The 24,420-nt window shown below is 55.8% G+C and carries 27 protein-coding genes; 17 read left to right on the top strand and 10 right to left on the bottom strand.

The genetic code is table 11. The annotated features are described in order from the left end of the window. Positions 1-17: 17 nt before the first annotated feature. Positions 18-1,523: an efflux RND transporter periplasmic adaptor subunit gene (locus ACZ1HV_RS23235; protein ID WP_298962616.1), complete on the bottom strand. Its 1,506-nt coding sequence runs from the start codon at positions 1,521-1,523 to the stop codon at positions 18-20. A 197-nt stretch (positions 1,524-1,720) separates the two neighbouring features. Further along, on the bottom strand, positions 1,721-2,392 hold the full coding sequence (locus ACZ1HV_RS23230; RefSeq protein WP_298812419.1) for an outer membrane protein: 672 nt from the start codon (positions 2,390-2,392) through the stop codon (positions 1,721-1,723). Between the two features lie 376 nt (positions 2,393-2,768). Between ACZ1HV_RS23230 and ACZ1HV_RS23225 the strand changes: the two genes are divergently transcribed. From ACZ1HV_RS23225 to ACZ1HV_RS23175, 11 genes are all read left to right on the top strand, one after another. Then, positions 2,769-3,785, top strand: a complete 1,017-nt coding sequence (locus ACZ1HV_RS23225; protein ID WP_298985420.1) for a calcium/sodium antiporter — start codon at positions 2,769-2,771, stop codon at positions 3,783-3,785. 79 nt (positions 3,786-3,864) lie between these two features. Then, on the top strand, positions 3,865-5,826 hold the full coding sequence (uvrC, locus tag ACZ1HV_RS23220; protein WP_298985421.1) for an excinuclease ABC subunit UvrC: 1,962 nt from the start codon (positions 3,865-3,867) through the stop codon (positions 5,824-5,826). 170 nt (positions 5,827-5,996) lie between these two features. Next, positions 5,997-7,544, top strand: coding sequence for a tetratricopeptide repeat-containing sulfotransferase family protein (locus ACZ1HV_RS23215; RefSeq protein ID WP_472716453.1), 1,548 nt, complete (start codon positions 5,997-5,999; stop codon positions 7,542-7,544). Between the two features lie 78 nt (positions 7,545-7,622). Beyond that, a complete protein-coding gene (locus tag ACZ1HV_RS23210) occupies positions 7,623-8,732 on the top strand; it encodes an endonuclease/exonuclease/phosphatase family protein (RefSeq protein ID WP_472716452.1) in 1,110 nt (369 codons plus the stop codon). Positions 8,733-8,829: 97 nt separating this feature from the next. Further along, on the top strand, positions 8,830-9,408 hold the full coding sequence (locus tag ACZ1HV_RS23205) for a thymidine kinase (RefSeq protein WP_298985424.1): 579 nt from the start codon (positions 8,830-8,832) through the stop codon (positions 9,406-9,408). A gap of 121 nt (positions 9,409-9,529) precedes the next feature. Continuing rightward, positions 9,530-9,823: an HlyU family transcriptional regulator gene (locus ACZ1HV_RS23200; protein ID WP_298812434.1), complete on the top strand. Its 294-nt coding sequence runs from the start codon at positions 9,530-9,532 to the stop codon at positions 9,821-9,823. Between the two features lie 129 nt (positions 9,824-9,952). Further along, entirely contained in the window at positions 9,953-10,525 is a 573-nt protein-coding gene (gene pgsA / locus ACZ1HV_RS23195) for a CDP-diacylglycerol--glycerol-3-phosphate 3-phosphatidyltransferase (protein ID WP_298813190.1), read from the top strand. 51 nt (positions 10,526-10,576) lie between these two features. After that, entirely contained in the window at positions 10,577-10,828 is a 252-nt protein-coding gene (gene moaD / locus ACZ1HV_RS23190; protein WP_298812437.1) for a molybdopterin converting factor subunit 1, read from the top strand. A gap of 3 nt (positions 10,829-10,831) precedes the next feature. Then, complete coding sequence (locus tag ACZ1HV_RS23185; protein ID WP_472716451.1) at positions 10,832-11,296, top strand: molybdenum cofactor biosynthesis protein MoaE; 465 nt, start codon at positions 10,832-10,834, stop codon at positions 11,294-11,296. Positions 11,297-11,395: 99 nt separating this feature from the next. Then, positions 11,396-11,734 carry a hypothetical protein gene (locus tag ACZ1HV_RS23180; protein WP_472716450.1) on the top strand — a complete coding sequence of 113 codons (339 nt, stop codon included), beginning with the start codon at positions 11,396-11,398 and terminating at the stop codon, positions 11,732-11,734. Next, complete coding sequence (locus tag ACZ1HV_RS23175) at positions 11,706-12,689, top strand: MFS transporter (protein WP_472716449.1); 984 nt, start codon at positions 11,706-11,708, stop codon at positions 12,687-12,689. The genes ACZ1HV_RS23180 and ACZ1HV_RS23175 overlap by 29 nt, the downstream gene beginning before the upstream one ends. 30 nt (positions 12,690-12,719) lie before the next feature. Here the strand turns inward: ACZ1HV_RS23175 and ACZ1HV_RS23170 are convergent, their stop codons facing one another. Further along, positions 12,720-13,796: an alcohol dehydrogenase family protein gene (locus tag ACZ1HV_RS23170; protein ID WP_472716448.1), complete on the bottom strand. Its 1,077-nt coding sequence runs from the start codon at positions 13,794-13,796 to the stop codon at positions 12,720-12,722. A gap of 67 nt (positions 13,797-13,863) precedes the next feature. On the opposite strand from ACZ1HV_RS23170, the gene ACZ1HV_RS23165 reads away from it, so the two are divergent. Continuing rightward, on the top strand, positions 13,864-14,388 hold the full coding sequence (locus ACZ1HV_RS23165) for a TetR/AcrR family transcriptional regulator (protein WP_472716447.1): 525 nt from the start codon (positions 13,864-13,866) through the stop codon (positions 14,386-14,388). A gap of 107 nt (positions 14,389-14,495) precedes the next feature. Here ACZ1HV_RS23165 and ACZ1HV_RS23160 read toward each other — a convergent pair whose 3' ends face one another. Further along, entirely contained in the window at positions 14,496-15,398 is a 903-nt protein-coding gene (locus ACZ1HV_RS23160; protein WP_472716446.1) for a branched-chain amino acid aminotransferase, read from the bottom strand. A gap of 244 nt (positions 15,399-15,642) precedes the next feature. On the opposite strand from ACZ1HV_RS23160, the gene ACZ1HV_RS23155 reads away from it, so the two are divergent. From ACZ1HV_RS23155 to ACZ1HV_RS23145, 3 genes are all read left to right on the top strand, one after another. Next, complete coding sequence (locus tag ACZ1HV_RS23155; protein ID WP_298812449.1) at positions 15,643-16,200, top strand: MarR family winged helix-turn-helix transcriptional regulator; 558 nt, start codon at positions 15,643-15,645, stop codon at positions 16,198-16,200. Positions 16,201-16,237: 37 nt separating this feature from the next. Then, positions 16,238-16,936: a response regulator gene (locus ACZ1HV_RS23150; protein WP_298812451.1), complete on the top strand. Its 699-nt coding sequence runs from the start codon at positions 16,238-16,240 to the stop codon at positions 16,934-16,936. Positions 16,937-17,055: 119 nt separating this feature from the next. Beyond that, complete coding sequence (locus tag ACZ1HV_RS23145) at positions 17,056-18,360, top strand: ATP-binding protein (RefSeq protein WP_298813192.1); 1,305 nt, start codon at positions 17,056-17,058, stop codon at positions 18,358-18,360. On the opposite strand, the gene ACZ1HV_RS23140 is transcribed toward ACZ1HV_RS23145, so the two are convergent. From ACZ1HV_RS23140 to ACZ1HV_RS23115, 6 genes are all read right to left on the bottom strand, one after another. After that, positions 18,303-19,103, bottom strand: coding sequence for a DUF1194 domain-containing protein (locus tag ACZ1HV_RS23140; RefSeq protein WP_472716445.1), 801 nt, complete (start codon positions 19,101-19,103; stop codon positions 18,303-18,305). The two genes, ACZ1HV_RS23145 and ACZ1HV_RS23140, sit on opposite strands and share 58 nt — an antisense overlap. Positions 19,104-19,164: 61 nt before the next feature. Continuing rightward, positions 19,165-19,506 (bottom strand): tRNA-binding protein, encoded by a 342-nt coding sequence (locus tag ACZ1HV_RS23135; protein ID WP_298812457.1) that lies wholly within the window; start codon positions 19,504-19,506, stop codon positions 19,165-19,167. Between the two features lie 82 nt (positions 19,507-19,588). Further along, entirely contained in the window at positions 19,589-20,290 is a 702-nt protein-coding gene (locus tag ACZ1HV_RS23130) for a TetR/AcrR family transcriptional regulator (RefSeq protein WP_472716444.1), read from the bottom strand. Between the two features lie 95 nt (positions 20,291-20,385). Then, the gene (gene proC / locus ACZ1HV_RS23125; RefSeq protein ID WP_472716443.1) at positions 20,386-21,204 is read right to left on the bottom strand and encodes a pyrroline-5-carboxylate reductase; all 819 of its coding nucleotides are present in this window, start codon (positions 21,202-21,204) and stop codon (positions 20,386-20,388) included. After that, entirely contained in the window at positions 21,201-21,701 is a 501-nt protein-coding gene (locus ACZ1HV_RS23120) for a type III secretion system chaperone family protein (RefSeq protein ID WP_152500561.1), read from the bottom strand. The genes proC and ACZ1HV_RS23120 overlap by 4 nt, the downstream gene beginning before the upstream one ends. A 343-nt stretch (positions 21,702-22,044) precedes the next feature. Continuing rightward, entirely contained in the window at positions 22,045-22,311 is a 267-nt protein-coding gene (locus ACZ1HV_RS23115) for an accessory factor UbiK family protein (RefSeq protein WP_298812474.1), read from the bottom strand. A 166-nt stretch (positions 22,312-22,477) separates the two neighbouring features. Here ACZ1HV_RS23115 and lgt point away from each other — a divergent pair, with 166 nt between their 5' ends. Both lgt and ACZ1HV_RS23105 read left to right on the top strand, forming a co-directional pair. After that, positions 22,478-23,311: a prolipoprotein diacylglyceryl transferase gene (gene lgt / locus ACZ1HV_RS23110; protein WP_472716442.1), complete on the top strand. Its 834-nt coding sequence runs from the start codon at positions 22,478-22,480 to the stop codon at positions 23,309-23,311. Next, positions 23,308-24,396: a class I SAM-dependent methyltransferase gene (locus tag ACZ1HV_RS23105; protein ID WP_298812477.1), complete on the top strand. Its 1,089-nt coding sequence runs from the start codon at positions 23,308-23,310 to the stop codon at positions 24,394-24,396. Before lgt ends, ACZ1HV_RS23105 begins: the two co-directional genes overlap by 4 nt. The last annotated feature ends 24 nt before the right edge of the window (positions 24,397-24,420 follow it).

The following is a 24,420-nucleotide window of genomic DNA, read 5'->3' as shown; positions in this document are numbered from 1 at the left end:
GCTCCGAAGCCACGCCTCTATCCGCTGCGCCCACGCCTTTGCTCCAACCGGTCGACAAGATCTTTTGGCACCATCGGTTTATTCAAAAGCGCCAACAGACGGGCCTTGCGGTTCTCCGGCATGTTGGAGTCGTTCAGCTGAGCAATCAGCGCTGCGCGCCGCTCCGGATCCAGGGCAACCAGATCTCCCGAGTTTCGCTCATCATTTGCCGGCGACGCATTGGCAACAGCAGGGCCTTCAGGCTGGTCTGTGCTGCCATCCGTGTCCCTCGGCGAGACCTTCAATCCGGTCCCCAATTGCGGAAGCCGCTCCGTTACGTACTTTTCGCCAAATGGAACATTTGCCAGCACAACATCCTCGCGCATGCGACGAAGGACCTTGGCCTGGATTTCTTCAATCCTGTCGCCCTCACCGATAATCAACAGTCTACCGTCTTCGGTCACCGCACCAGCCGGCACTACTGCGACAAGGTTCAGTTCTGGTTCCTGGATCTCGACTTTCACAAAATCGCCCGGACGCAGCACGGCGCCTGGTTCAATTTCAAGCGTTGCAAACAACGTCCGTCCGGCTTCCCCTTCCGCGACGACTGCCGCCGCGCGGTCGATATTGCCCGGAACGACGATTGAGCGCCCGCCGAGTTGCAACGTCACGGAGACAGGCGCTTTGATCAGCTTGCCGCGATCATCCAGAAGTCTGGCAAATTCGCTGGTGGAAAGGGAAAATTTCACTTCCAAAGCAGTTGGATCGATCAAAACAGCAAGGGTTTCCGACTGGCTGACTCGGCGCCCCAGGGTCGCGTCGACTTCCGACAAATAGCCATAGAAGGGCGCTGTGAGCGTCGTTTCATCCAGAACACGCTGCGCATCATTGAGCGCGATCTGAGCCCGCTTCACAGTCAAGTCCATGCGTTCGATACGTTTGCGCGCGGTAATAACGGACTGCAGACGGTTGCTCAGAGACTGTTCAAGAGAGGCAACACCCAGCTCTTCTGTCTCAACTTGAACGGCCGTCGAATAGCCCTTGTCCTTGAGTTGCTGTTGACGCTCCAGTGCCTGTCTGCGCAGTGCGAGCTGGCGGCGAGCTGCTTCCAGCTCCTGTTCAGCACCGACAATTGCTTCCTCGGCCTCGGCCTTCTGCGCCTCTGCGTCAGCCAGCGCGGCCTCTGCGTCCAGGAATAGAAATTCGGCATTTGCCGGATCAATCTTGAGAAGCAACTCACCTTCGGCGACAGCAGCGCCATCCCGGAACTTGCTCGCAACGTTTACCAGACGGCCTTCAGAACTTGCCCTGAGTTGCAGACTGCGCCAGCTTTCAACCTGGCCAAATGCAGTTGTCAACGGCGTGACGGTTTGTGGTGCAAGCTCACTTACATTGACGGAGTAGGTGCGCTCTCGAGCAGGTCTCTGACGCGTGGTTTCTTCTGCCGTCAGGGCATCATAAAACTGATAGGCGCCGTATCCGGCAAACCCGACCATGATCGCCATCAATGCCAGACCCAATAGTCCGCGCATCAAAAACCGCATTCACCTCTCCACCAAAAACATCGCCCCTGCCATGATTGCAGGCACGGACATTGCCGCAGCATTTAGTACAATATCAGTCTAATACCATGGTTGTGGGGCTAAATTCTGAAAAGCTTGTAACCACTTGTAACCGCTTGTAACAAAGAACCCGGCACCTTCCGGCACCGGGTTGAATGCTGTCAATTCTGAAACGGGGCTTAGAACTTGTAGCCCAGTCCGAGGCGAACCTGTGAATTGCTGAAATCCGAGCTCACGCCGGTGCCGTTCAGGTTGAAATCCTGGCTGCCGAAATCCTGATAGGAATAGTCAAGGCGTGCGCTAACATTGTTGGTAATGGCTGCTTCACCACCCGCGCCCAAGGTCCAGCCGAGAGCCGTCTTGTTATCGCTGTCACCATTTCCGGAGAGTTCCAGATCGGCAATTGCCAGACCACCGGCGCCGTAAACCAGATAACGGTCGAAGGCATAACCGACACGACCGCGGATGTTGGAATTCCAGCTGGACTTGGATTCCAGGGTCAGGCCGCCATTCGTGCGTGAATCTTCAAGACTTGTGAGACTGAAGTCAGCTTCTGCACCGACGACCACATTTGGCGTGATCTGATAGTTGTAACCGGTGTAAAGACCACCGCTGATGCCATTCGCACTGGTGTCCAGGCTGGCGCTACCGCTGGTGTTGTTGTCGAAGTTTCCGAAAGCCCAGCCGAGATTGCCACCGACGTAAAGCCCGGTCCAGTCGATGCTCTGCTGTGGGGCAGGAACCGCCTCGTAGGCTGGTGCCGGCGATTGCGGCAGATCCGCAGCCCAGACCGGGGCGGTTCCAGCCGTTGCGGCAGTCAGGGCCAAGCCTGCAATTGCAAGACGTTTCATTGATGGTACTCCAGATCCACATATTCATATTTGGTGGTCAAAAACAGTCGACCACACGGAACAGAACGAGGTATTACCGCGTCCATACTCGCCCCCTGCGGTGAGATATGGAGAGCGTTTGTGGCGGATCAGGATTGAGAATTGGGAGTTTTGATGACAAATGGAGGCAACAATCTGGCACAATGAAAGTGCGGTTAACCGACTCGCAAATTGCAAGAGGGTGCCGGTAAAAATGACCTATCAGTCTGTTCAAAGATCCTTGTCCACGGCTTTCCCCGCCCCAATCTATTGCGTATAAGGCGCTCAACTGTAATTGAGCGCTCCTTCCCATTTGCCGCTCTCCGATGGCACGACCGACCCGAACCGGAACCTTTAGATGCTGTTTGACTACATAAGCCTTGCAGGCGGACTTGTTGTGCTGATTATCGCCGGCGATGTCCTGGTCAGGGGGTCCGTAGGTATTGCCCAGCGGCTTGGCATCCCAAATCTGGTCATCGGCTTGACGATTGTGGCGTTCGGCACCTCTGCTCCTGAATTGGTAATTTCGCTCAAGGCGGCACTCGAAGGAGCCGGCGGTATTTCCATTGGTAACGTCGTCGGGTCAAACATCGCCAACGTGCTGCTGGTGCTCGGCATGCCTGCCCTGATTGCGGCAACCCCATGCGGCGAGGCAGGAGCAACGAGAAACGCGCTCTTCATGGTCGCTGTGACCATCGTGTTCATCACATTTTGCTTCTTCACACCGATCGGTTTGCCAGAAGGTTTCATTCTCCTCATCTTGCTGGGTGCCTTTCTGGCTGCCTCGACGATGGTCGCCCAGCGACATCGCAAAGAGCAGAAAGCCATTGCCGCCGCCGCGGCCGGCGCTGCCGTTGCAACGGGTCAACCCGACGAAGAAGACGATGCTCTGGACGATGTCGACGATGTGCCGGACTCGGTCTGGATCGCCGTTATCTACATTGTCCTTGGCCTGGTTGGATTGCCCTTGGGAGCGCATTTCACCATCGGCGGTGCCACCAGTATTGCAAGCGCCTGGGGCGTCAGCGAAGCCGTGATCGGTCTTACGATCATCGCACTTGGGACCTCACTGCCGGAACTGGCAACAACCGTCATGGCCGCGATCCGGCAGCACGGCGCAGTCGCCATCGGCAATGTCATCGGCTCGAACATCTTCAATCTACTGGCCATCATAGGCATCACAGCCGTTGTCGTGCCGATTGACGTTCCACCTGAAGTGCTCAAGCTCGATATCTGGGTCATGCTGGCCTGTGCGCTTCTCCTGACCGCTCTTGCCGGATTTCGGATTTGCCTCGGGAGAATCTCCGGCCTCGCCATGACGGCTGCCTATGTCTTCTACATTGCGACCGTCTATATGCTGGGCCACACCGCCTGATCTTTGCACGGCAAGTTTTCCAACCGAGCACAGCGCTGCGCCCCTTTCCCCGGGGCGGCAAGACGCATAAATATCTGACATGCAGCAAAAACCTGATTCTCAATTGCCGGATGAGAAAGCCGAACCCGTGAAGAAGGGGGTCGACGTCATCGCAGATGAGGTAAAGCGCCTGCCCAATGGCCCAGGTGTTTACCGCATGCTGGATGAAGATGGTGAGGTTCTTTATGTCGGCAAGGCACGCAGCCTGAAGAAGCGTGTCACCAGCTACACACGCCTACAAGGTCAATCCAACCGGATCATGCGCATGATCTTGTCGACCGCGTCGATGGAATTTGTCGTCACGGAGACAGAGCCAGAAGCCCTTCTGCTGGAAGCCAATCTCATCAAGCGGCTTCGGCCGCGCTTCAACGTGCTGCTGCGCGACGACAAGTCCTTTCCCTATATCCTTGTGACCGGTGATCACGAATCCGCGGCAATCGTCAAGCACCGCGGTGCACGCAAACGCAAGGGCGACTATTTCGGTCCGTTCGCCTCCGCCGGTGCCGTCGACCGAACCATCAATGCGCTGCAGAAGGCCTTTCTAATCCGGACCTGTTCCGACAGTTACTATGAGAACCGGACCAGGCCCTGCCTGCAGTATCAGATCAAGCGCTGCGCTGGACCCTGCACTGGCGAAATCGATCGGGAAGACTATGCGGGTCTGGTTTCTGAAGCCAAGGCCTTCCTGTCCGGACGCAGCCAGCTGATCAAGAAACAGCTCGCGGAACAGATGGAAACCGCGTCGGCGGAACTGGAATTCGAAAGAGCTGCCATCTATCGGGACCGCCTGTCGGCGCTGTCCCATATCCAGGCGCATCAGGGCATCAATCCGCAATCCGTGGAGGAAGCTGATGTCTTCGCCATCCACCAGGAAGGCGGCCAGAACTGCGTTCAGGTTTTCTTCTTTCGCACCGGACAGAACTGGGGCAACAGGGCCTATTTCCCAAAAGCAGACAAGTCTCTAGAAGAAGCCGACATCCTGGAGAGCTTTCTTGCCCAGTTTTACGACGACAAGCCGGCACCGAAACAGATCCTGCTGTCACACAGGCTGACGGAACAGGAACTCCTGTCTGAAGCTCTGTCGGAGCGCACCGGTCGCAAGGTTGATGTCGCAACGCCCCAGCGCGGCGAAAAAAGGGAACTTGTGGATCATGCGTTGACCAATGCACGCGAAGCGCTCGGGCGTCGCCTCGCGGAAACCTCAAGCCAGGCGCGGCTTTTGAAGGGCGTGGCGGAAGCGTTCGACCTGAAAGCACCACCACGTCGCATCGAAGTCTATGACAATTCTCACATCATGGGCACAAACGCGGTTGGTGGCATGATCGTTGCCGGTCTTGAAGGTTTCACAAAAGGCCAATACCGCAAATTCAACATCAAGTCCGAAGACCTGGTTCCAGGCGATGACTACGGCATGATGCGTGAGGTTCTGATGCGCCGCTTCTCGCGTCTTCTCAAGGAACATGCCCGCGAAAGTGCCAAAGACGTGCACGACACGGTGCAGAATGGCGATACCAACGACGACGACATCGATGCTCCCGCCGCTTCCGAAATGCCCGCCTGGCCTGACCTGGTGTTGATTGATGGTGGTCAGGGTCAACTGACGGCCGCCAGGGAAACGCTGGAAGAACTCGGTATTAGCGACGTTCCGCTTGTTGGCATCGCAAAGGGTCCCGACCGGGACGCGGGACGCGAGAAGTTTTTCATCCCCGGCAGGCAGTCCTTCATGCTGCCAGAAAGGGATCCGGTGCTTTATTTCGTTCAGCGTTTGCGTGACGAAGCGCACCGCTTTGCGATCGGCAGTCACCGGGCACGGCGCAAGAAAGATATCGTGAAGAACCCGCTTGATGAGATCGCCGGTATCGGCCCAACCCGAAAGAAGGCCCTTCTGACCCACTTTGGAACCGCAAAGGCCGTCTCCAAAGCCGGACTTGATGATCTGTCAGCCGTTCCAGGAATTTCCGAAGCTATGGCCCGTTTGGTCTATGACCATTTTCACGAATAGCGGTGTCTTAAGCCACCGCTCTCGTCTTGCCGCCTTCTTCGCCCGGCGCGTTTCGGGCATTTTATTCCGTAAACTCAGCTGCTAGAAGCGGCTGACTTCCAAACCCGGGAAATCCGGCCCCCAACATTCCCGTAACTGCGCAGCTATACGCGCCAAGCCCAGAAACGAAGATGTCTCAATATACGATCGACCGCGCTTTCAAGCTGATAGACAGCCAAAAATTTGCCGAAGCGATGCCCTTGTTGATCGATCTTCATGATCAGGATCCAACAAATGCCAGGGTCAATTATGGCCTTGGCCTGGCTTACCTGTTCTTCGGGCAACCAGGACGCGCCGTGCCACACCTTGCGTCCGCTGCCAAGGCCGCCAAAAAAGAAGCTGCCGTTCATACGACCCTAGCCAGTGCGCTGAACCTGAATGCGCAAAGTGAGGAAGCGCTGGCTCCAGCCCGCAAGGGTGTCGCGCTCGACGGCAAGTCTGAATACACGCAACGGGTCCTTGGACAGGTCTACGCTGACCTGCGCAAGCCGGTCATGGCCAAGCAGGCATTTGAGCGGGCTTTGAGCGCGGAACCAAAATCCGCCAGATCACAACTCGGCCTCTACGAAGTTGAAAAAAGCCTCGGCCACTCGGAAACGGCCGAAGACTGTCTCCATGCTGCTTTCGGTCTGTCCCCAGACGACCCGCTTGTGCTTGTGTCTGCAGCCAATTCGTCTGACGAAACCCTTAGAGAAAATGCCCTGACAGGGATCGAACGCATCTTGAGCACTGTGCCGGAAGGTGCCGCTCATCCCGAGATAGCAAAACTCTCATTCGCTGTCGGCAAAATCTTGGACGACCGCCAGGACCTCGAAAAAGCATTTCACTATTTCGACAAATACCGTGCGGGTCTTTACCGAGGCTATCAGCCGGAACGCTACGAATGGTTCGTCCAAACCTGCAAAACGGTTTTCACCGGCGATTTCTTCAAAAGCCGCGAAGACTTTGCTCTTTCCAGTGCGCTACCTGTCTTTGTCGTCGGCATGCCGCAATCCGGCGCGCCTTTGATAGAGAAGATGGTTTCCAGCCATCCTGATGCAGCAGCTGCCGGCGAGGTTCCCGTATTTCTGCAAGCCATTGGAGAATTTACCAAGGGACAACCTCACGGACCTGCCCTGTTCGATCATGCTCTCGCACTCGACAAGCGAACCGTGCAGCGCATTGGCCGAAAGTATCTAGCTAGCCTGGGCAAGCTCGACAGAAGGTCCCGTCTGATGGTCGATGCCACACCGCTCAGCTTTGAGTATCTTTGGCTGCTTGCCCTGCTCTTTCCCAATGCTTCCTTCGTTCACACAACAAGATCGGCAGCCGACACCTGCCTTGATCTGTATAGAACGCCCCTACCTGCAGAGCACACCTACAATACCGATCAGACGTCACTCGGGCACTACCACGGTCAACAACATGACTTGATGGATCATTGGCAGAACGTGCTGCCAGTTAAGCTTCTTGAACAGTCTTTTGAGGCTCTTTTGGCCGATCCAAAATCCGAAGGCCAGGCCCTTATCGGTCACCTGGGCCTGACATGGCATGCCGACTGCCTCGCACCTTTTGGCAAAGACGGTCGTGAGGGGTCCGTGAAAACCAGCGAGAACAAGCTGCCGACGCCAGGCAAATGGGAAGACTATAAGTCTCAAATTCAGCCATTGTTGAAAGCGCTTGAGCGTTTTTCAGCTTGAAGGGTGACAATCAGCAATCCATAGACAGATGCCGTGCGGTCTCTAGTATCGCCGGATGAACGCCGGACATTTACCCTGATGCAGCAACAAGAACCAGAAACGCGCAGATCGCTGACTCGAGCGGCCATATCGCTGATCGGTTGGTGCGGCCTGCTTGGAGCCTTGACCGTCTGCTTCATGGGACTGTCCACATTCGTCGCGCCTGATTTCTGGTTTGCCGACAACATGAGCTTTTTCCTCACGCAATACCTCATGGCAGGTCTCGCCGGCGTGATCGGCGGGCTGCTTGGATTGTTTGTCAGCCATCGCTTCAAGCTGCTCTATCGGTTTTTCTGGCTCTTATCATTGGCCGCTTTCGCAGCACTTGTAGCACTGACCTCCTCTCGCACTCAGGCAAACACGGTCTCACCAACGCCATTGGCAGATGGCAGACAGCCGCTCAAGATAATCTCCATCAACATCGAGCATCTCTTTTTGGGCGATGAGGTTCTCACTTCATTTCTCGAAAGGGAAAAAGCCGACATCGTCGTCATGCAGGAAGTTCTCTGGTGGCTGCAGGAGCGCAGATGGGAGCGGCTCGGTCTTCCGGTAGGCAGCACAGGCCAAAACGGATTTCCGGAACACTTGCAAATCGGAGAGCTTGGCGGATTGGCAGTCTACTCGCGTTTCCCGATCCTGAAGGCCGAAACGAAAGTCATACAAGGAAAACTGCCGGCAGGCGCAAACGTCTACTACGACGCGGATCGTGAATTGCTTTCATTGACGCTGGATACAGGCGACACCCCCCTGCAGCTGGTGGTCATTCATCCTGATAGCCCGCGGACCGAACCCCGGTGGCAGAACAAGCGGGACTATCTCGATGAGTTGGACGAGGTCATAGAACGCCTACGCAATGAAAACTCCGGACACATCCTGGCAATCGGAGACTGGAACAGTTCGCCCTGGTCGGGCCGTTTCCAGGAAACGCTCATCGCCAACAAATTGGCGACAGCCTATCCAGGCGGTTGGCCACGAAATACGCGTTTCTTTTTCGACTATCGCCTTCACAAGATCCTGGGAGCCCCGGTTGATCAGTTTGGCGCATCTTCTGATCTCCAGGTCGTCGACGTAACGCTTGGGCCTGACATCGGATCCGACCACCTTCCGCTGATTGTCGAACTCGGCCTTGTCGAACCAGGCCCTGATTGAGCGATAAGCTGTGACCTAATCCTGAAAGTATTTGAGGCTTTGCCTCCGATTGGGAACACTGCGAACGACAATCAACCCGATTCCCGATCTTTGGCTCATGGCAAAACTCTATTTCAACTATTCCTCGATGAATGCTGGCAAGTCGACAGTGCTGCTGCAGGCTGCCTACAATTACGAGGAACGCGGCATGAACACTCTCCTACTGATAGCTGCCTTCGACGATCGTGGCGGCAAGGGCAAGATTGCCTCGCGTATCGGACTTGCGGCAGAGGCTGACGTTTTCTCTTCGGCTGACGATGTTTTCCTCCATATTTCCAAGGCGCGTGAGGCAGGCAAGCTGGATGCGGTTCTGGTAGATGAAGCCCAGTTTCTGACCGAAGAACAGGTCTGGCAACTGGCCAGGGTCGCAGATCAGCTCCGCGTTCCGGTCATGTGTTTCGGTCTGCGCACGGATTTTCAGGGCAAACTCTTTCCAGGAAGCGCAGCGCTTTTGGCGCTCGCGGACAATCTGAAGGAAATCAAGACAATCTGCTGGTGCGGCCGCAAGGCGACGATGGTCGCGCGGCTTGATGAAAACGGCAAAATTCTCGAAGAAGGTGATCAGGTCGTCATTGGCGGAAACGAAACCTATGTCTCCCTTTGCCGGCACCACTGGACGCAAAGGGCACTTGGCTAGTTTAGATTAAGCCTCATGAAGCTACGCAGTCATCGAACCGGGCCCAACAACCAATAGAGCCCTTGCACCCCATTCCAGCCCCTCGTAAAAGGGAAGAAAGCAAGTCAGGAGTGGGCCCAAGATGCTTGGCAAGATGTTCAAATCGCTGTTCTCGTCGTCCGGCGAAGGTAAGGCGAAAAGCAGTTCGAAAGCCACCACTGTGCAGCACGATGCCTTTCGGATCGTCGCTACGCCGCAATCGAACAACGGTCAATGGCAGGTGTCCGGCCGAATTGAAAAAGACTTCGGCGAGACCACCAAAGTGCATACCTTTATCCGGGCAGACACGATGCCCGACGAGGAAGGCGCTGCCAGAGAGATGGTGCGCAAAGCCAAAATGATGATTGACCAACAAGGCGATAGCATATTCGATTGAAACCGGTAGAAGGTTCCCCGAGGCACTCGCGTTAGAGTAATTATTGGGGCGCTGAGCTGAATGTCCGGAGAAGAAAGACGACACGCGTCTTCCGATCCTGGCTTCAAGCGCCCGCATCTGAAAGCCGATATGAAACGAAACGTTGTTCTGAGCCTGCCCAATCTATTGACCTATGGTCGCATTCTGGCGGTTCCGGCAGTCGTGGCCTGTTTCTATTTTGAAGGCAACACGTCCCGCTGGATCGCCTTGGCTCTTTTTGTGGTTGCGGCAATTACCGATTTTTTTGACGGCTATCTAGCAAGGGCCTGGCAACAGCAATCCGCGCTCGGCCGCATGCTCGACCCGATCGCCGACAAATTGCTCGTGTCCGTTTGCCTGCTGATGCTTGCGGCGGACGGTACAATCGGTGGCTGGTCACTGGTTGCGGCCATCATTATTTTGTGCCGCGAAATTCTGGTTTCCGGGTTGCGGGAGTTTCTTGCCGAACTGCAAGTCAGCGTTCCCGTCACGCAGCTAGCTAAATGGAAAACCACGGTCCAATTGGTCGCAATTGCATTCTTGTTGGCCGGACCGGCAGGCGATTCTGTATTGCCGGGAACTACGTTTGTCGGCTTGATTGCACTTTGGCTGGCTGCCACACTGACCCTATATACCGGCTATGACTATTTTCGGGCCGGCATCGGCCATCTCATTACGGAGTGACTGGCAGGTCAGGTCCGGAATTTTGAAAACAGCCACTTTATCGAGGAACTAATGAACATCCGCTATTTCGCATGGGTTCGCGAACGGGTCGGCCTTGAAGAAGAAACCATCGAAGTGCCAGCCTCCGTCAAGACAGTGGCAGACCTGATCGGGCACCTGAAATCGCTGGACGAAAATCATGCTGCGGCGTTTGAAGAAGAGGACGCGATCCGGGTCGCCCTCGATCAGCTTCATGTGGAGGTCGATGCAGAACTCGGCAACGCACGGGAAGCCGCATTTTTTCCGCCGATGACAGGCGGCTGAACAATGAAGGTCACGCCGGTTGTTCGCGTTCAATCAGAAGATTTCGATGTTCAATTGGAGTCCCGTACTCTTGCCGAGGGCCGCAAGGATGTTGGAGCGCTGGTGACGTTTACCGGTTTGTGCCGCGATGAAGCAGGCACCCTGAGCGCTCTTGAACTGGAACATTATCCCGGGATGGCCGAAGCGGAGCTCACGCGGATCGCTGAGCAGGCAGTGCAACGCTGGCCGCTGACGGGACTGACTGTGGTTCACCGCTTTGGCAAGATACCGCCAGGTGAAAACATTGTTCTGGTCGTCTCGGCTTCGGCACATCGACGCGCCGCGTTCGAGGCTGCCGACTTCCTGATGGATTATCTGAAGACCCGCGCGCCTTTCTGGAAAAAGGAACACCTGGTGGACGGAGACAGCGGTTCCTGGGTCGAAGCAAAATCGGGAGATGAGGACGACGCTGCACGCTGGTCTTCGTGACAAACTCCAGCTTTCGTTCTATCGCTACCACCGGCTGACAAATCCCGTTATACAATTCAGACCATTGGCCTCCTGCCTTCAATATTGGTTCCAACACCCGTGAAACAGCACAGTGACTCATCAGACGCCGCAATTGGCGGCAATACGGCTTCGGAACCGAAGGACGGTTCGAGCGAGGTCGTCCGGGAAACTGGCATTCCGTTCATAGAGTTCGTGACCATCATCGCAATGATCATGGCGCTGAACGCGATGGCAATCGACGTCATGCTGCCCGCTTTGCCCGCCATAGGCGATGCCTTGCAGATCGTTGAGGAAAACAATCGCCAACTGGTACTGCTGTCATATTTGATCGGTTTCGGAGGCGGTCAGCTTTTTTGGTCCGGTCACGGATTCCTTTGGTCGGCGCAAGGTGCTGGTCAGCGGGCTCGCCGTTTATAGTGCCGCCAGCATAGCAGCCATCTTCGCACAGAACCTCGATCAGCTTCTGCTGGCGCGTGTGCTTCAGGGACTTGGCTGCGCCGCCGCAAGGGTCGCCGCCCTCTCCGTTGTGCGCGATTGTTATACCGGCCGGCGCATGGGCAAGGTCATGTCGCTTGTCATGATGGTTTTCATGGCTGTGCCGGTTGTCGCGCCATCCGTCGGACAGGCTATCTTGTTGTTGGCAGGGTGGCGCTGGATTTTTATCCTGTTGCTTCTTGCAGGCCTTGCCATGCTGGTATGGACCGGTCTCCGCCTGCCGGAAACATTGCCGGGTGAAAAACGTCGACCCATGGTGTTCTCGCACATTGTCGACGCATATGGCCTGGCGCTGAAAACACGGGTTTGCCTGGGTTATACTGTTGGAATGGCGTTCATATTCGGCGGTCTTTTTGCTTTCCTGGCAATGTCACAACAGATCTTCGTCGACGTATTCGGCCTCGGAAAACTGTTTCCGATCGTCTTCGCCGCCATAGCGATTGCCATGGCAATCGCTTCCTTCACGAATGCCCAGCTTGTCGAGGCAATCGGCATGCGCCGTCTGTCTCACGGTGCAGCAGTCTTCTATACCTCGCTCGGTCTGGTGATCTTTCTCATGTCGGCATTGGGTTTCGAAAACCTGTGGCTGTTTCTGATCTGCGCAAGCCTTGTGATGATGTCCTTCGGCTTTCTTGGGGCAAATTTCAACGCCATGGCGATGGAGCCGCTCGGTGCGATAGCCGGAACGGCATCGTCTGTCATCGGCTTCATCAGCACCTTGGGGGGCGCAATACTCGGATACATAATGGGCCAGCTGTTCGACGGCACAACCCAACCTCTTGGACTGGCCTATACGGTCTACGGCCTGTGCGCGATCGGTTGCATCCTTTACGCAGAACGCGGACGGATGTTTCACGCGCTGGAACGCAAAGCTTAGCCGCGCCGCAGGCAATGCCTCTAAGACGGCTCACTGCCTGACTTTGATTCCGATCTTGCCGACAAACGACTTTGCTTGAAAGCTCTCCTGCGCTTTGCGGATATCTTTCAGGGCAAATGTTTTGGCGACAATGGGCCGAATTTCACCGGCCTCTATGTAGCCAACCAGATCCGTGAAAATGTTGGCCGGCTGAAAGGTGCTGCCGAGGAGAGCCAGATCGCGCAAATAGAGCGTCCTGAGATCCAGTTCGACGATCGGTCCTGCGATCGCACCTGAGGTGACATATCGCCCACCGTTGCAAAGCGACGCGACGACATCGTCCCAACGCGACCCTCCTACGAGGTCAAGCGCTACATCAAACGCACGGCTCGGCAATTCAGCATCCCGTTCGAGTGTCTCATCTGCACCAATGTCTTTAAGCGCAGTTGCCTTGGAGGCACTCGTAAGAGCGGTCACATGTGCCCCACGACGTTTTGCGAGTTGGATCGCAGCTGACCCGACGCCACCGGACGCGCCGGTGATCAGCACTCTTTCAGCCCCAAGACCACATCGCTGGATCATGCCTTCAGCTGTTGAAAATGCGCAGGGAAACGTGGCCAACTCGATATCGCTCAGGTCGGAAACGACGGTGATCGCATCCATTGAACGGGTCTTGGTATACTCGGCGAAGCCGCCGTCATGTTCAGATCCAAAAGTCTGGACCGCCGGTTCATCACTTTCAGCATCAACCGCCTGCATCGACCGCACGAGAACCCGCTCGCCTATGCGTTCTTCAGAAACGCCCACACCGACAGCGACGATTTCACCGCAACAATCGGCCCCTTGAACACGCGGAAAGGAAAGCGGCGTTCCGGACCAGCTGCCATCGGTGTCCGCGTCCGTGCCGTAGCCTCCGGTTGCCCCGGAAGCGGTGTCGCCACGAACGCTTTTGGAATACCAGCCGGTGCGGGTGTTCACGTCCGTGTTGTTGACTGAAGACGCTCCAACCCGGATCAGCACTTCGCCCTTTTCAGGAACCGGCACCGCCAAGTCTTCCCGCCACTCGAGCTTTTCCGGTCCACCGTGACCGATCAGGACGATACCACTCATCTTTTGCGGAATATTCACGCTGCCACCTCATGTAGAATGATCATTCTACTTGCTCATGTAGAACGATCATTCTACATAGTCAACCATGACATCCACATTCACCAAGATAGCGGCAGGACTGGAGCGGGTTTTCGCCGAGAACGGCTTTGCCGCACCCAGTGTCGGTGAGTTGCGGGACGCAGCTGGTGTCAGCCTTCGCACACTCTATAAATACACACCCTCCAGGGAAGAAATGGTCTATGCCGCTCTTGAGCACCGGCATCAGCGGTACATGGATTTGATCTTCGCAGAGCTCCCGGAAGACCCTGTGGAAGCACTCGGCACAATATTGGATCGGGTCGGTCTCTGGATGCGGACGGAATCAACGCGTGGCTGTCTGTTCCATGCAGCCGTTGCCACCGCTCCTCAGGACCGGCGCCTCATTCAGCTGCTAAATGATCACAAGATGGAAGTTGCCAAACGAGCTGCACAGGCCGTTGAGCTGGAAGGCAAGGAAATTGAACTGTCCCTCATAATGGAGGGGCTGACACAGTCCTGGTCACTTTATGGGGCTCAGGCGGTCGAAAATGCCAAGAAGCTAGGCGAAGGGCTGAGAAGCACACAGCATTGATCGAATGAGAACTGATTGCCGCTAGAGAAAACGCCCAGAAACAAAGCCGGGACGCAAAAAAGGCGGGTCTAAAACCCGCCTTGTTCATGGTAGCCGCATTGACGAGATCAGCCGGCAACGGCTTTCAGCGAAGGCGCTTCCGGGCGCACAGCGGTATCATAGTCTTCCATTAGGTTCTTGATGATATCGCCGACCTGGAACTGGTGACCGGCGATTTCCGACACAGGCGTGACTTCGGCGGCTGTTCCGGTGACAAAGCACTGTTCAAAGCCGGACAGTTCGTCCGGCAGGATCGACCGTTCAATCACTTCGACACCCCGGTCTCTTGCAAGGCCGATCACCGTGCGTCGTGTGATGCCGTCAAGAAAACAGTCCGGCGTCGGGGTGTGGATCTTGCCATCCTTGATGAAAAAGACATTTGCACCGGTCGCCTCGGCAATCTGTCCTCGCCAGTCCAGCATCAACGCGTCTGCATACCCTTTGGATTCGGCGGCATGCTTTGAAATGGTGCAGATCATGTAGAGGCCAGCGGCTTTGGCCTTGTAAGGCGCGGTCTGCGGATCGGGTCGGCGGTAGTCCGCCATATCAAGACGAATGCCCTTCAATCGCTCTTCCGGCGCAAAATAACTGGGCCATTCCCAGGCCGCAATGGCCAGGTGAATGGTGTTTTTCTGCGCAGAGATCCCCATCATTTCGCTGCCGCGCCACGCAACCGGGCGGATATAGGCATCGACCAGGTTCATGCGGGCAAGGGTTTCTTCCTTGGCGGAGTTGATCTGCTCTGCGGTCCAGGGAATGTCGAAACCCAGCATTCCGGCGGAGGCCAAAAGGCGTTCGGTATGTTCTTCAGACTTGAAGATCCGGCCGCCATAGGCCCGCTCGCCCTCAAAAACACTGCTGCCATAGTGCAGCCCATGGCTCAGGACATGGAGCTTTGCGTCCGACCAGGGCACGAAGGTGCCGTCGTACCAGATATCACCACTGAGCTGATCAAAAGGCTTCCCAGCCATCTTCCATCTCCCGCCCGCTCTTTGAGCGAATATTGTTGTCCTTGTGCAGAGGTAAATAACGCCAATGACTTGCGCTCTTTTTACCGCTGTATTTTTTGCACAGCACGCCTACTATCGGTATCCTGATGTCCGCTGCGATCTTGATCGGATTCGTTTAGCATCTGATGCGTAAAAAAGCATCTAAAAGACCGATCATTTCGTTCGCGGTGGCTAACAAGTAACAATCGACCAGAATTAAGTCAATATGACTGACGTAAATTTCAAATCGACACTTTCTTCTGTGTCCCGCGAGGAACACGGGGCCAAGTCCGGAGACCGAGATCAAGGGGGCGATGAAAGTCTGCCTTACGATCTCATCGAGCTATTGTTCTTTGCCTACCGTGAATTTACCGGCGATCCGGATGACGTGCTGGCGAAGTTCGAGTTTGGCCGAGCCCATCACAGGGTCTTGCATTTTGTGGAGCGCAACCCCGGCATTATGGTCACCGACCTGCTCGGCATTTTGAAGATCACAAAGCAGAGCCTCGGACGGGTTCTGAAGCAACTGGTTGACGCGGGCATCATCGAGCAACGTGAAGGCCATCACGATCGTCGCCAACGCCTTTTGTTCACAACCGATCAGGGCCATGCGCTGGCCGTTGAACTGACCCGGCTGCAGCAACAGCGCCTTGAACGTGCCCTAATTGGATTGCCAGATGGAAGCAACGAAGTTATCCGCAAATTCCTGTTGCAAATGATTGATCCAGAAGCCCGCGCAGACATCCTGAAGCTCGTCCGGACGCCCCACGACTTGCTGGACTAATTGAGACCAAATGCCAATCGGAGCGAAGACAACCGCAATGAATGTTCAGGTCCCGGACGACAACGCCAACCACATTCTTCTAGTCGATGACGACAATCGCATCAGGGATCTCCTGTCCAGGCTGTTGAAGGAGAACGGCTATCGGGTTTCTGCCGCAGCAAATTCCGCCGAAGCACGCCAATGTCTGTCGGGATTGGAGTTCGACCTGATCATCCTTGATGTCATGATGCCCGGCGAAACGGGGCTGGAACTTGCCGGTGCCTTGCGGGAAGACTCGGAAGTTCCGATCCTCATGCTGACCGCCCGTTCAGAGGCGAATGATCGCATCGCGGGCCTTGAAGCCGGCGTTGACGACTATCTTTCAAAACCTTTTGAGCCACGAGAACTGATGTTGCGGATTGCCGCAATTCTGCGTCGAGGCAGCCAGCAACCGGTCGTAGCGCAGGAGGAAATCCGCTTTGGTCCGTTCTCTTACAATGCGTCGCGCGGCGAGTTGAAAAACGGCGATGCCATGGTTCGACTGACGGATCGTGAAAAACAGATCCTGTCGATCTTTGCCGAACAACCTGGGGCAACCGTACCACGCCACAAGATCGTCGGCGATGAAAGCGGTCTGGGTGAACGCACGGTCGATGTGCAGATCAATCGCCTCCGGCGCAAGATAGAATCCGACCCGGGAAATCCGATCTATCTGCAGACGGTGCGTGGGATTGGTTACCGATTGGCATGCGACTGAAACGCGCCCAGATGGATTTCACCTCCCTCTTGCGTCGCCTGCCCTCAGCTGATCGGCTGAAGCCATTGATCGCGCCGTTCAAACCCTTCGTTCACGTCTACAGCTCGGTTTCCAGGTTTATGTACCGGGTAATGCCCAAGGGGCTGTTCACGCGGACATTCCTGATCATCGTGGCACCGATTGTGATCTTGCAGTCGGTGCTGGTGTTCGTTTTCATGGAACGCCACTATCAGCTGGTGTCACGGCGCATGTCGGAGGCGGTCGTGCGAGAAATCGCAGCCGTTGTCTATGTCCTGGAAAACTACCCGCAGGATCCGGACCACCTCAAGATCGAGGAAATGTCCGCCCGGGCGCTTGGCATGTCAATCACAATCCTGCCTCTGGAACCCTTGCCGCCGCCGACGACGAAACCGTTCTTCGATGTCATCGATCAGGAACTCAGTCTTGCGATCAGCCAACGGATCGGCAAACCGTTCTGGATTGATACGGTCGGACGATCCCGTTTCGTCGAGATCCGCATTCAGCTGGAAGACTCGATCCTTCGTATTTTCACCCGCCGCAGTCAGACCTACGCGTCCAATTCGCACATTTTCCTGGTCTGGATGTTCTCAACCTCGCTGGTCCTGGTGTTCATCGCACTTTTGTTCTTGCGCAATCAGATCAGGCCGATCATTCGCCTGGCCAATGCTGCCGAAGCGTTCGGCAAGGGACGTCCGGTTGAAAACTTCCGCGCCAGCGGCGCCCGTGAAGTCCGGCGTGCGAGCGTGGCCTTTATCGATATGCGCCGCCGGATCGAGAGGCAGATCGAGCAGCGAACCACAATGCTCGCCGGTGTCAGCCATGACCTTCGCACGATCCTGACCCGCCTGCGCCTCCAGCTTGCCTTTCTCGGCAACACACCGGAAAGCGACGCAATGCGCAAGGACGTCGATGAGATGAGCAATATGCTGGAAGATTATCTCGCCTTTGCCAGAGGGGATGGCGACGAGGATATCCAGGTTACCGACATTGCGATCTTGCTGGAAGAGCTCGAAGAAGAAGCTGAGATTTCCGGACAATCCGTGACAATCCGCTTTAACGGCCCGTCGGATGTTGAAATCAGGCGACTTGCCATGAAGCGCTCGCTGGCCAACCTCGTGACCAATGGATGCAAATATGGCGCCCGCGTCGAGGTCGAAGGCCGCATTGCCAACGGTTGGCTGACAATTACCATTGATGACGATGGGCCCGGAATTCCACCGGATCAGCGTGAACTCGCCTTCCGCGCGTTCCATCGACTGGATCTTGCCAGAAACATGGATGAAACCGGCAGCGGCCTCGGTCTTGCAATTGCAAGGGACATTGCCCGTTCGCATGGCGGTGATATTTATCTGGAAGATTCCCCGCTGGGTGGTCTACGAGCAAAACTGCGCGTCCCTGCGTGACCTAAGTCGCCTGACCGCAGATCGGCGAAACCCAGACCCATGATTTCCCGCACAAGTTTGCGAACCATGCCTTCGGTATAGTCCTCATAGGTGTTGATCGGTTGGGCAAAAGCGCCCGGGCCCGTGATGACCTTGTTGACGAAATACCGGAAGGTTCTCTCTTCCTTTCGGATGACCAGCGCATTGACGGTTACATCAGAGAAATCGCGGGTCGCGTAAGCGACAAACGGATCGTCGCCCTCGTTGTTGATGCCATCCGCCGACACGTCGATAACTTGTCGGTCGCAGCGCTCCGGAGCTGTCGACAGAACATCAGTTGCATGAACGAGCGCCGCGCCGAGCGACGTCATGAATTCTCTATGGTCGCGTGTTGTGGCCAGTATCGCATCGCCGGCTGCAGAGTTACTTGTTTCATCGGAAAGATATCTCCAGTCGAGCAGTGTGTTCTGCTGGTAGCGCCCACTCCACTCAAAACTGTGCAACCAAATACCACCGACGGCCTCAATCGCTTTGATGACATCTGGGTGCTTGAGGGCAATCGCAATTCCGGACTGTTGCAGCTCGTATTCTTCCTCGGTGATACTTGCTGAAACATCCACTGCCAGGACAAGGGCCAAAGAGCAGGCCCTGGCCGCTGAAGCAGGAAACAAAAGGAAGACCAGCAGAACCATCGGCCGGAGTGCTATTTGAGCCGGAGACAACCCCGGCACGTCGCACGCCGCTTTCCTGATCAGATGGGACATGGGGCCGCCGGATGACCTTTCTCTGGATTCGCACGCGGTTGTTCGAGCCGAAAACCAAATCCTAATAGAGACGACCGCCTATGGGAACGCCCTTGTCCGGTGTGAGAAGCACGACCTCACCTTCATCATCCGGCACACCCAGTGTCAGCACTTCCGACATGACCGGCCCAATCTGGCGCGGCGGGAAATTGATCACCGCCATCACCAGTTTTCCAACCAGTGTCTCGGGTGTGTAGTGTTTGGTGATTTGTGCAGAGGTCTTTTTGACGCCGATTTCAGGCCCGAAATCGATCTTCATTTTATAGGCTGGTTTTCGGGCTTCAGGAAACTCTTCGGCTTCTATGATACGGCCGACGCGTATATCGACTTTCAGGAAATCATCAAAACTGATCTGGTCGCTCACGAAAGGATCCTTTCATTTCGCAAGCGACCTTGTCCGGTCAGTTCGGCTATTGCAAGTCAGTTTCCATCTTGTTGCTGCGGTTTCAGGCTCCTGCCGGTGCCTCATCAGCAAAGTCGACGCCGTCTTCATCCGTTTCTTCGCTGCGCTTCCGCCGATGGTTGCGGCCCTGGGAAGCCTTTCTCAAGAACGAGCGCATCTTCTTGGCGGCACGTTCCACGCCCTTAAGACGTTTCATGAACGAAGTCCCCTTGTCGAGTTCCTTGTCCAATTTCGCCATTGTCCGGGGCATGCCTTCGTCTGCTTCATCCAACCAGACATCAAGAACACGGGCAAACGCTATAGAAAGTCCCTGCGCCACCACCGTTGCCTTTACCCCTGACACATCAATGCCAGCGGCAATCAGCATCCATTTTTGAGACCGCACTTCGAGCGCATTGAAATCCAGTGCAAGCGCCGGGTCTTGTTGTGCGGCCGCCCTCAAGGCCCTAATGGTTTCCTTGTATTCAGCCAGCGTGTCGATCCGTGTCATCAGGACGTCGAACAGGCGGTCGCGGGGCGGTTGATCGCCCATGTCCTCATCCCGTTCTTCCAGGACGATGGTATCGATCTGTTCATAGAACGCAGCAACCAGCTTGAGTTTCGATGCATATGCGCTGCGCATGTCCGACAATTTGACCTTTGCCTCTTCAGCAAGCAATGGGAGCGACACGTTGTCGTATGGATGTGTCTCCAGCAGCTTCAAAAAGGTCTTCAGGATCTTCTGTTTGGTCTTTGCGGTCGCCATGAATGGGCCTCCAGTTTCCTTCGTATCTGAAAGATAGGAGGCAAAGGCGTCCACGAAAAGGGTGACCCCGCGCCGCAGGGCCATTTAGACGAGGATTATTCAGCCAGTTCCTTGGCCCGCCGGATGGCAGCTGCAACTGCATCAGTCATGACAGGCTGCAGCCCTTCAGCGTGCATCAGCACGTCAAGAGCCGCTGCCGTTGTGCCATTCGGACTGGTGACATTCCGGCGAAGCAGCGATGGATGTTCACCCGTCTGATGCATCAATTCACCGGCGCCGCAGACGGTGGCAACGGCCAGTTCCTGAGCAATATCATCCGGCAGCCCTGCTGCCTTTCCCGCTTCACAAAGCGCCTCCGCCAGGAAAAACACATAAGCAGGGCCGGAGCCGCTGACCCCGGTCACAAGATCTATCTGATCTTCCGCAGCAAGCCAGACAACCTTGCCGACTGACGACAGCAGCTTGGTCACATCCGCTCTTTGTGCATCGGTGACTTCCTGCGTTGGAAACACAGCAGTGATCCCGCGCTGGACCATTGCGGGCGTGTTCGGCATGCAGCGGCAAATTGGAACCTTGCCGAAATACTGCTGGAATTTGGAGACAGGTGTGCCAGCTGCGATGGAAAGCACAAGGGTGTTTGCGTCAACGATCGTTTTAAGCTGCGGTAGAACCTGATCCATCAACTGAGGTTTGACGGCGACCAGCACGATCCCGGCCGTCAGGTCAGCCGGAGCAGCGGCCACATGGCGTACACCATGTTTGGCAAGCATTGCGCCAATCTCATCGGAAAGGTTGGGATCGGCGACGACAATCGCAGCGGGATCAACTCCCTCTGCCAGCCACCCCGACAACATTGCCCCGCCCATCTTGCCGGCTCCGACGAGAAGGAAAGGGCGATCTTTGGAAAAACTCATGCTTCTCCTGCGGTTTCAAACAATGCCGAGTTCATCGCCTCGGAGGCCGAGTACCCGGCCCAGACAACGAACTGGAAGGCTTGATAGAAACGTTCGCAGTTTTCAAGTGCATTTGTCAGCATTGCTTCAATTTGCGCTGAAGATGCCTCAGCTCCACCGGACAAAAGCAGCGACTGGCGGAACATAATGACGTTCTCTTTATGCCAGAGATCGAAATGCCCCATCCAGAGCTGTTCGTTCACCATGGCGAGCAACCGGAGAACTTCCGTCTTGCGCGGTTCGGTGACCTTGAGGTCGAATGCACAGGCAAGATGCAGGGCCTCAACCTCTTCCATCCAGGAAAAGGACACATGGTAGTCGCACCAACTACCTCCAAGGGAAATGGTTATTTCGTCCTCGTCCGACCGCTCAAAGGTCCAGTCATTCAAGGCCGCGACAGTCTCGATGGTATCGACGGGATTGCCAGGTCGCTCGAATTCGATCTCGATGAGGCTCATGATGCCTTCTCCCCTTTCGAGCCGGGGCCGAATACCCGATCACAATAACCGGGGGGCCGCCGGGAAATGTCCCATGCCGGGGGAGCAAAACGCGTCCTTGATGGCCCTTTAGATCGAACCGGTTCCGTCTTGCTCCGACGAATCCCTGTTATCTTTGAGTATAGGATCAGGAATGATTTAAGCGATACATACCAACTGATCCGGAAAAGCCGAAACTTGTGGACGACGCCGCAAGAATTTTGATCACACTGCTCAAAAACACTGCAATTCTGCCGAGTGTAAGCGTCGTATTTCTGTCATTCACAATTAACAGAAATCGCTCACATCAACGTTAGAACTCAGGTCAGGCGTCGGCAGACGGGTCCGAACCCGGATTTTCAAGCCTTGCGAGGCGCGATTCGAGCTCTTCAACCTTGTCGAGTGCCCGGGTCGCCATTTCCTTGACTGCTTCATGTTCTTCGCGAGAGACGACGTCCATTTCCGAAAGAAACCGCTCGGCCTGTGCACGAAACGCTGTTTCAACTTCACGGCGCGCGCCCTGGGCGACACCGGCTGCGTCTGTCATCAGCTTGGCAAAATCGTCAAGAACTCGGTTTGGGCCTTGGGTCATCGGACCCTCCTATGTGCGGTTGAGGCGAATAGGTGACACGTATGAGGGATTGCGGGCAACTTCAAGAACCAATTGCGCCGCACCCTGTGTCTTGACGAGGACGGCAAGATCCGCCAAGCGTTGCGACTGGCTTTGCCCGTTCCGGATCTTGCCCTAAGGATTTACCGTGCCGCCCTTATTGGTTTTGCCGTTTCCCGCAATCGACCCAGTTATCTTCGAGGTCGGCCCTTTCGCACTGCGCTGGTACGCCCTGGCTTATATTGTCGGCATCGTTCTGGCTTGGCGGTACATGCGCATTCTCGCTCAAAACGAGCAGCTTTGGGGCAACCAGAAGCGACCGAGCCCTTTGGATCTCGATGATTTCGTTCTTTGGGGAACGCTCGGGATCATCATTGGTGGCCGTTTGGGGTATGTGTTTTTTTACAATCCCGCCTATTACCTTGCCAATCCGGCCGAAGCTATTGCCATCTGGAGTGGCGGCATGTCCTTTCACGGCGGCTTTGCCGGAACTGTCATTGCCATGATCCTGTTCGCCTGGCGCCGGGGGCTATCCGTCTGGACGCTCTTCGATCTGGCGGCCTGTGCAGCACCGATCGGCCTGTTTTTCGGGCGGGTAGCAAATTTCATCAATGCGGAGCTCTGGGGACGTCCAACAGATGTGCCCTGGGCCTTTGTCTTTCCCGGAGCTGGTCCGGAACCGCGCCACCCAAGCCAGCTCTATGAAGCTGCTCTGGAAGGTGTGGTCCTGTTTCTCGTGCTGCGTGTCTTGAGCCATCGGTTTGCGCTTTTGAAGAAGCCCGGCTTCCTGGCTGGAGCCTTCGCATGCGGCTACGGCATCGGCCGTTCAATTGTTGAGTTTTACCGTGTGCCGGATGCTCATATCGGCTATTTCGGCGGGTTCCTGACAATGGGGATCGTATTGTCGCTGCCAATGATCCTGGCAGGCATCGTCGCCATGGTCTGGGCATCACGCAACAGGGCCGAGGCCACCGTTTCGTGACGGATTTGAAAGACAGACTGAAAACGCGCCTTGCGGCAGAAGGTCCGATTTCCGTCGCCGAATACATGCGGGTATGTCTCAGCGATCCTGAAGCTGGCTACTACACGACCCAAAACCCATTTGGCCGGGACGGAGACTTCATCACCGCTCCGGAAGTCAGCCAGATGTTTGGAGAACTGATCGGTGCTGTCTGCCTTGCCGCATTCGATGCGATGGGTTCGCCTGCCGAAGTTCAATTGGCAGAAATAGGACCCGGCCGGGGCACACTGATGGCTGATGTTCTGCGCATGGCATCGCTCCGACCAGACTTCCTTGAAGCTGCCTGCCTGAACCTGGTGGAAACAAGCCCGCGGCTTCGCAAAATCCAACAGGAAACACTCTGCGGCGGCCCGCTTCAGCCCACTTTCAGATCCGCTTTTCAGGAGCTACCGGACGGCCCCCTCCTGCTGGTCGCCAATGAGTTTTTTGATGCGCTGCCCATTCACCAATTTATCAAAACCGCTGACGGCTGGCGAGAACGCCAGATCGGTCTGTCTGATACCGGAGATCTCATGTTCGGGGCAGGAACTGCCCGTCTTCCAGACGACGCGGTGCCACATGATTTGATTGCAGCTCCCGAAGGCGCGATCGTCGAAACTCAGCCAACTGCAAATGCGATTGCCGAAGAGATCGGCACGCGTCTCGCAGATCACGGCGGCGCTGCGCTGATCATCGACTACGGTTATCTGAAGACCACAGCGGGGGACACGCTGCAAGCGGTCTACCGACATGCCTTCGATGACGTATTGGTCCATCCCGGTGAAGCCGACCTCACAGCTCATGTCAATTTCGAGGCGCTTACCGCCAGTGCAATCAAGGGTGGTGCCTTTGCTCTCTCGCCCATGAAACAGGGTAATTTTCTAGTCAGCGCAGGACTTTTGGAACGCGCAGGAACCCTGGGAGCCGGCAAATCACATGCTGAGCAGGAACGGATCCGCGACGACGTGGAACGCCTGGCAGCGCCCGATCAAATGGGAGACTTGTTCAAGGTGCTTGCAATCACAGGACAGGAAATTTCGTTCCCACCATTTGACAGCGCAGTTTGAAGACACCAAGGATTTGGAATTCGA

The sequence above is a fragment of the Roseibium sp. JB4-4 genome, assembly GCF_055693425.1.
This window is presented reverse-complemented; position numbering and strand designations above follow the sequence as displayed.

Coding starts and splice junctions, on each gene's coding strand:
- ACZ1HV_RS23235 (WP_298962616.1), bottom strand. CDS start 1,523: ATGCGGTTTTTGATGCGCGGACTATTGGGTCTGGCATTGATGGCGATC.
- ACZ1HV_RS23230 (WP_298812419.1), bottom strand. CDS start 2,392: ATGAAACGTCTTGCAATTGCAGGCTTGGCCCTGACTGCCGCAACGGCT.
- ACZ1HV_RS23225 (WP_298985420.1), top strand. CDS start 2,769: ATGCTGTTTGACTACATAAGCCTTGCAGGCGGACTTGTTGTGCTGATT.
- uvrC (WP_298985421.1), top strand. CDS start 3,865: ATGCAGCAAAAACCTGATTCTCAATTGCCGGATGAGAAAGCCGAACCC.
- ACZ1HV_RS23215 (WP_472716453.1), top strand. CDS start 5,997: ATGTCTCAATATACGATCGACCGCGCTTTCAAGCTGATAGACAGCCAA.
- ACZ1HV_RS23210 (WP_472716452.1), top strand. CDS start 7,623: ATGCAGCAACAAGAACCAGAAACGCGCAGATCGCTGACTCGAGCGGCC.
- ACZ1HV_RS23205 (WP_298985424.1), top strand. CDS start 8,830: ATGGCAAAACTCTATTTCAACTATTCCTCGATGAATGCTGGCAAGTCG.
- ACZ1HV_RS23200 (WP_298812434.1), top strand. CDS start 9,530: ATGCTTGGCAAGATGTTCAAATCGCTGTTCTCGTCGTCCGGCGAAGGT.
- pgsA (WP_298813190.1), top strand. CDS start 9,953: ATGAAACGAAACGTTGTTCTGAGCCTGCCCAATCTATTGACCTATGGT.
- moaD (WP_298812437.1), top strand. CDS start 10,577: ATGAACATCCGCTATTTCGCATGGGTTCGCGAACGGGTCGGCCTTGAA.
- ACZ1HV_RS23185 (WP_472716451.1), top strand. CDS start 10,832: ATGAAGGTCACGCCGGTTGTTCGCGTTCAATCAGAAGATTTCGATGTT.
- ACZ1HV_RS23165 (WP_472716447.1), top strand. CDS start 13,864: ATGACATCCACATTCACCAAGATAGCGGCAGGACTGGAGCGGGTTTTC.
- ACZ1HV_RS23160 (WP_472716446.1), bottom strand. CDS start 15,398: ATGGCTGGGAAGCCTTTTGATCAGCTCAGTGGTGATATCTGGTACGAC.
- ACZ1HV_RS23155 (WP_298812449.1), top strand. CDS start 15,643: ATGACTGACGTAAATTTCAAATCGACACTTTCTTCTGTGTCCCGCGAG.
- ACZ1HV_RS23150 (WP_298812451.1), top strand. CDS start 16,238: ATGAATGTTCAGGTCCCGGACGACAACGCCAACCACATTCTTCTAGTC.
- ACZ1HV_RS23145 (WP_298813192.1), top strand. CDS start 17,056: ATGTACCGGGTAATGCCCAAGGGGCTGTTCACGCGGACATTCCTGATC.
- ACZ1HV_RS23140 (WP_472716445.1), bottom strand. CDS start 19,103: ATGTCCCATCTGATCAGGAAAGCGGCGTGCGACGTGCCGGGGTTGTCT.
- ACZ1HV_RS23130 (WP_472716444.1), bottom strand. CDS start 20,290: ATGGCGACCGCAAAGACCAAACAGAAGATCCTGAAGACCTTTTTGAAG.
- proC (WP_472716443.1), bottom strand. CDS start 21,204: ATGAGTTTTTCCAAAGATCGCCCTTTCCTTCTCGTCGGAGCCGGCAAG.
- ACZ1HV_RS23120 (WP_152500561.1), bottom strand. CDS start 21,701: ATGAGCCTCATCGAGATCGAATTCGAGCGACCTGGCAATCCCGTCGAT.
- ACZ1HV_RS23115 (WP_298812474.1), bottom strand. CDS start 22,311: ATGACCCAAGGCCCAAACCGAGTTCTTGACGATTTTGCCAAGCTGATG.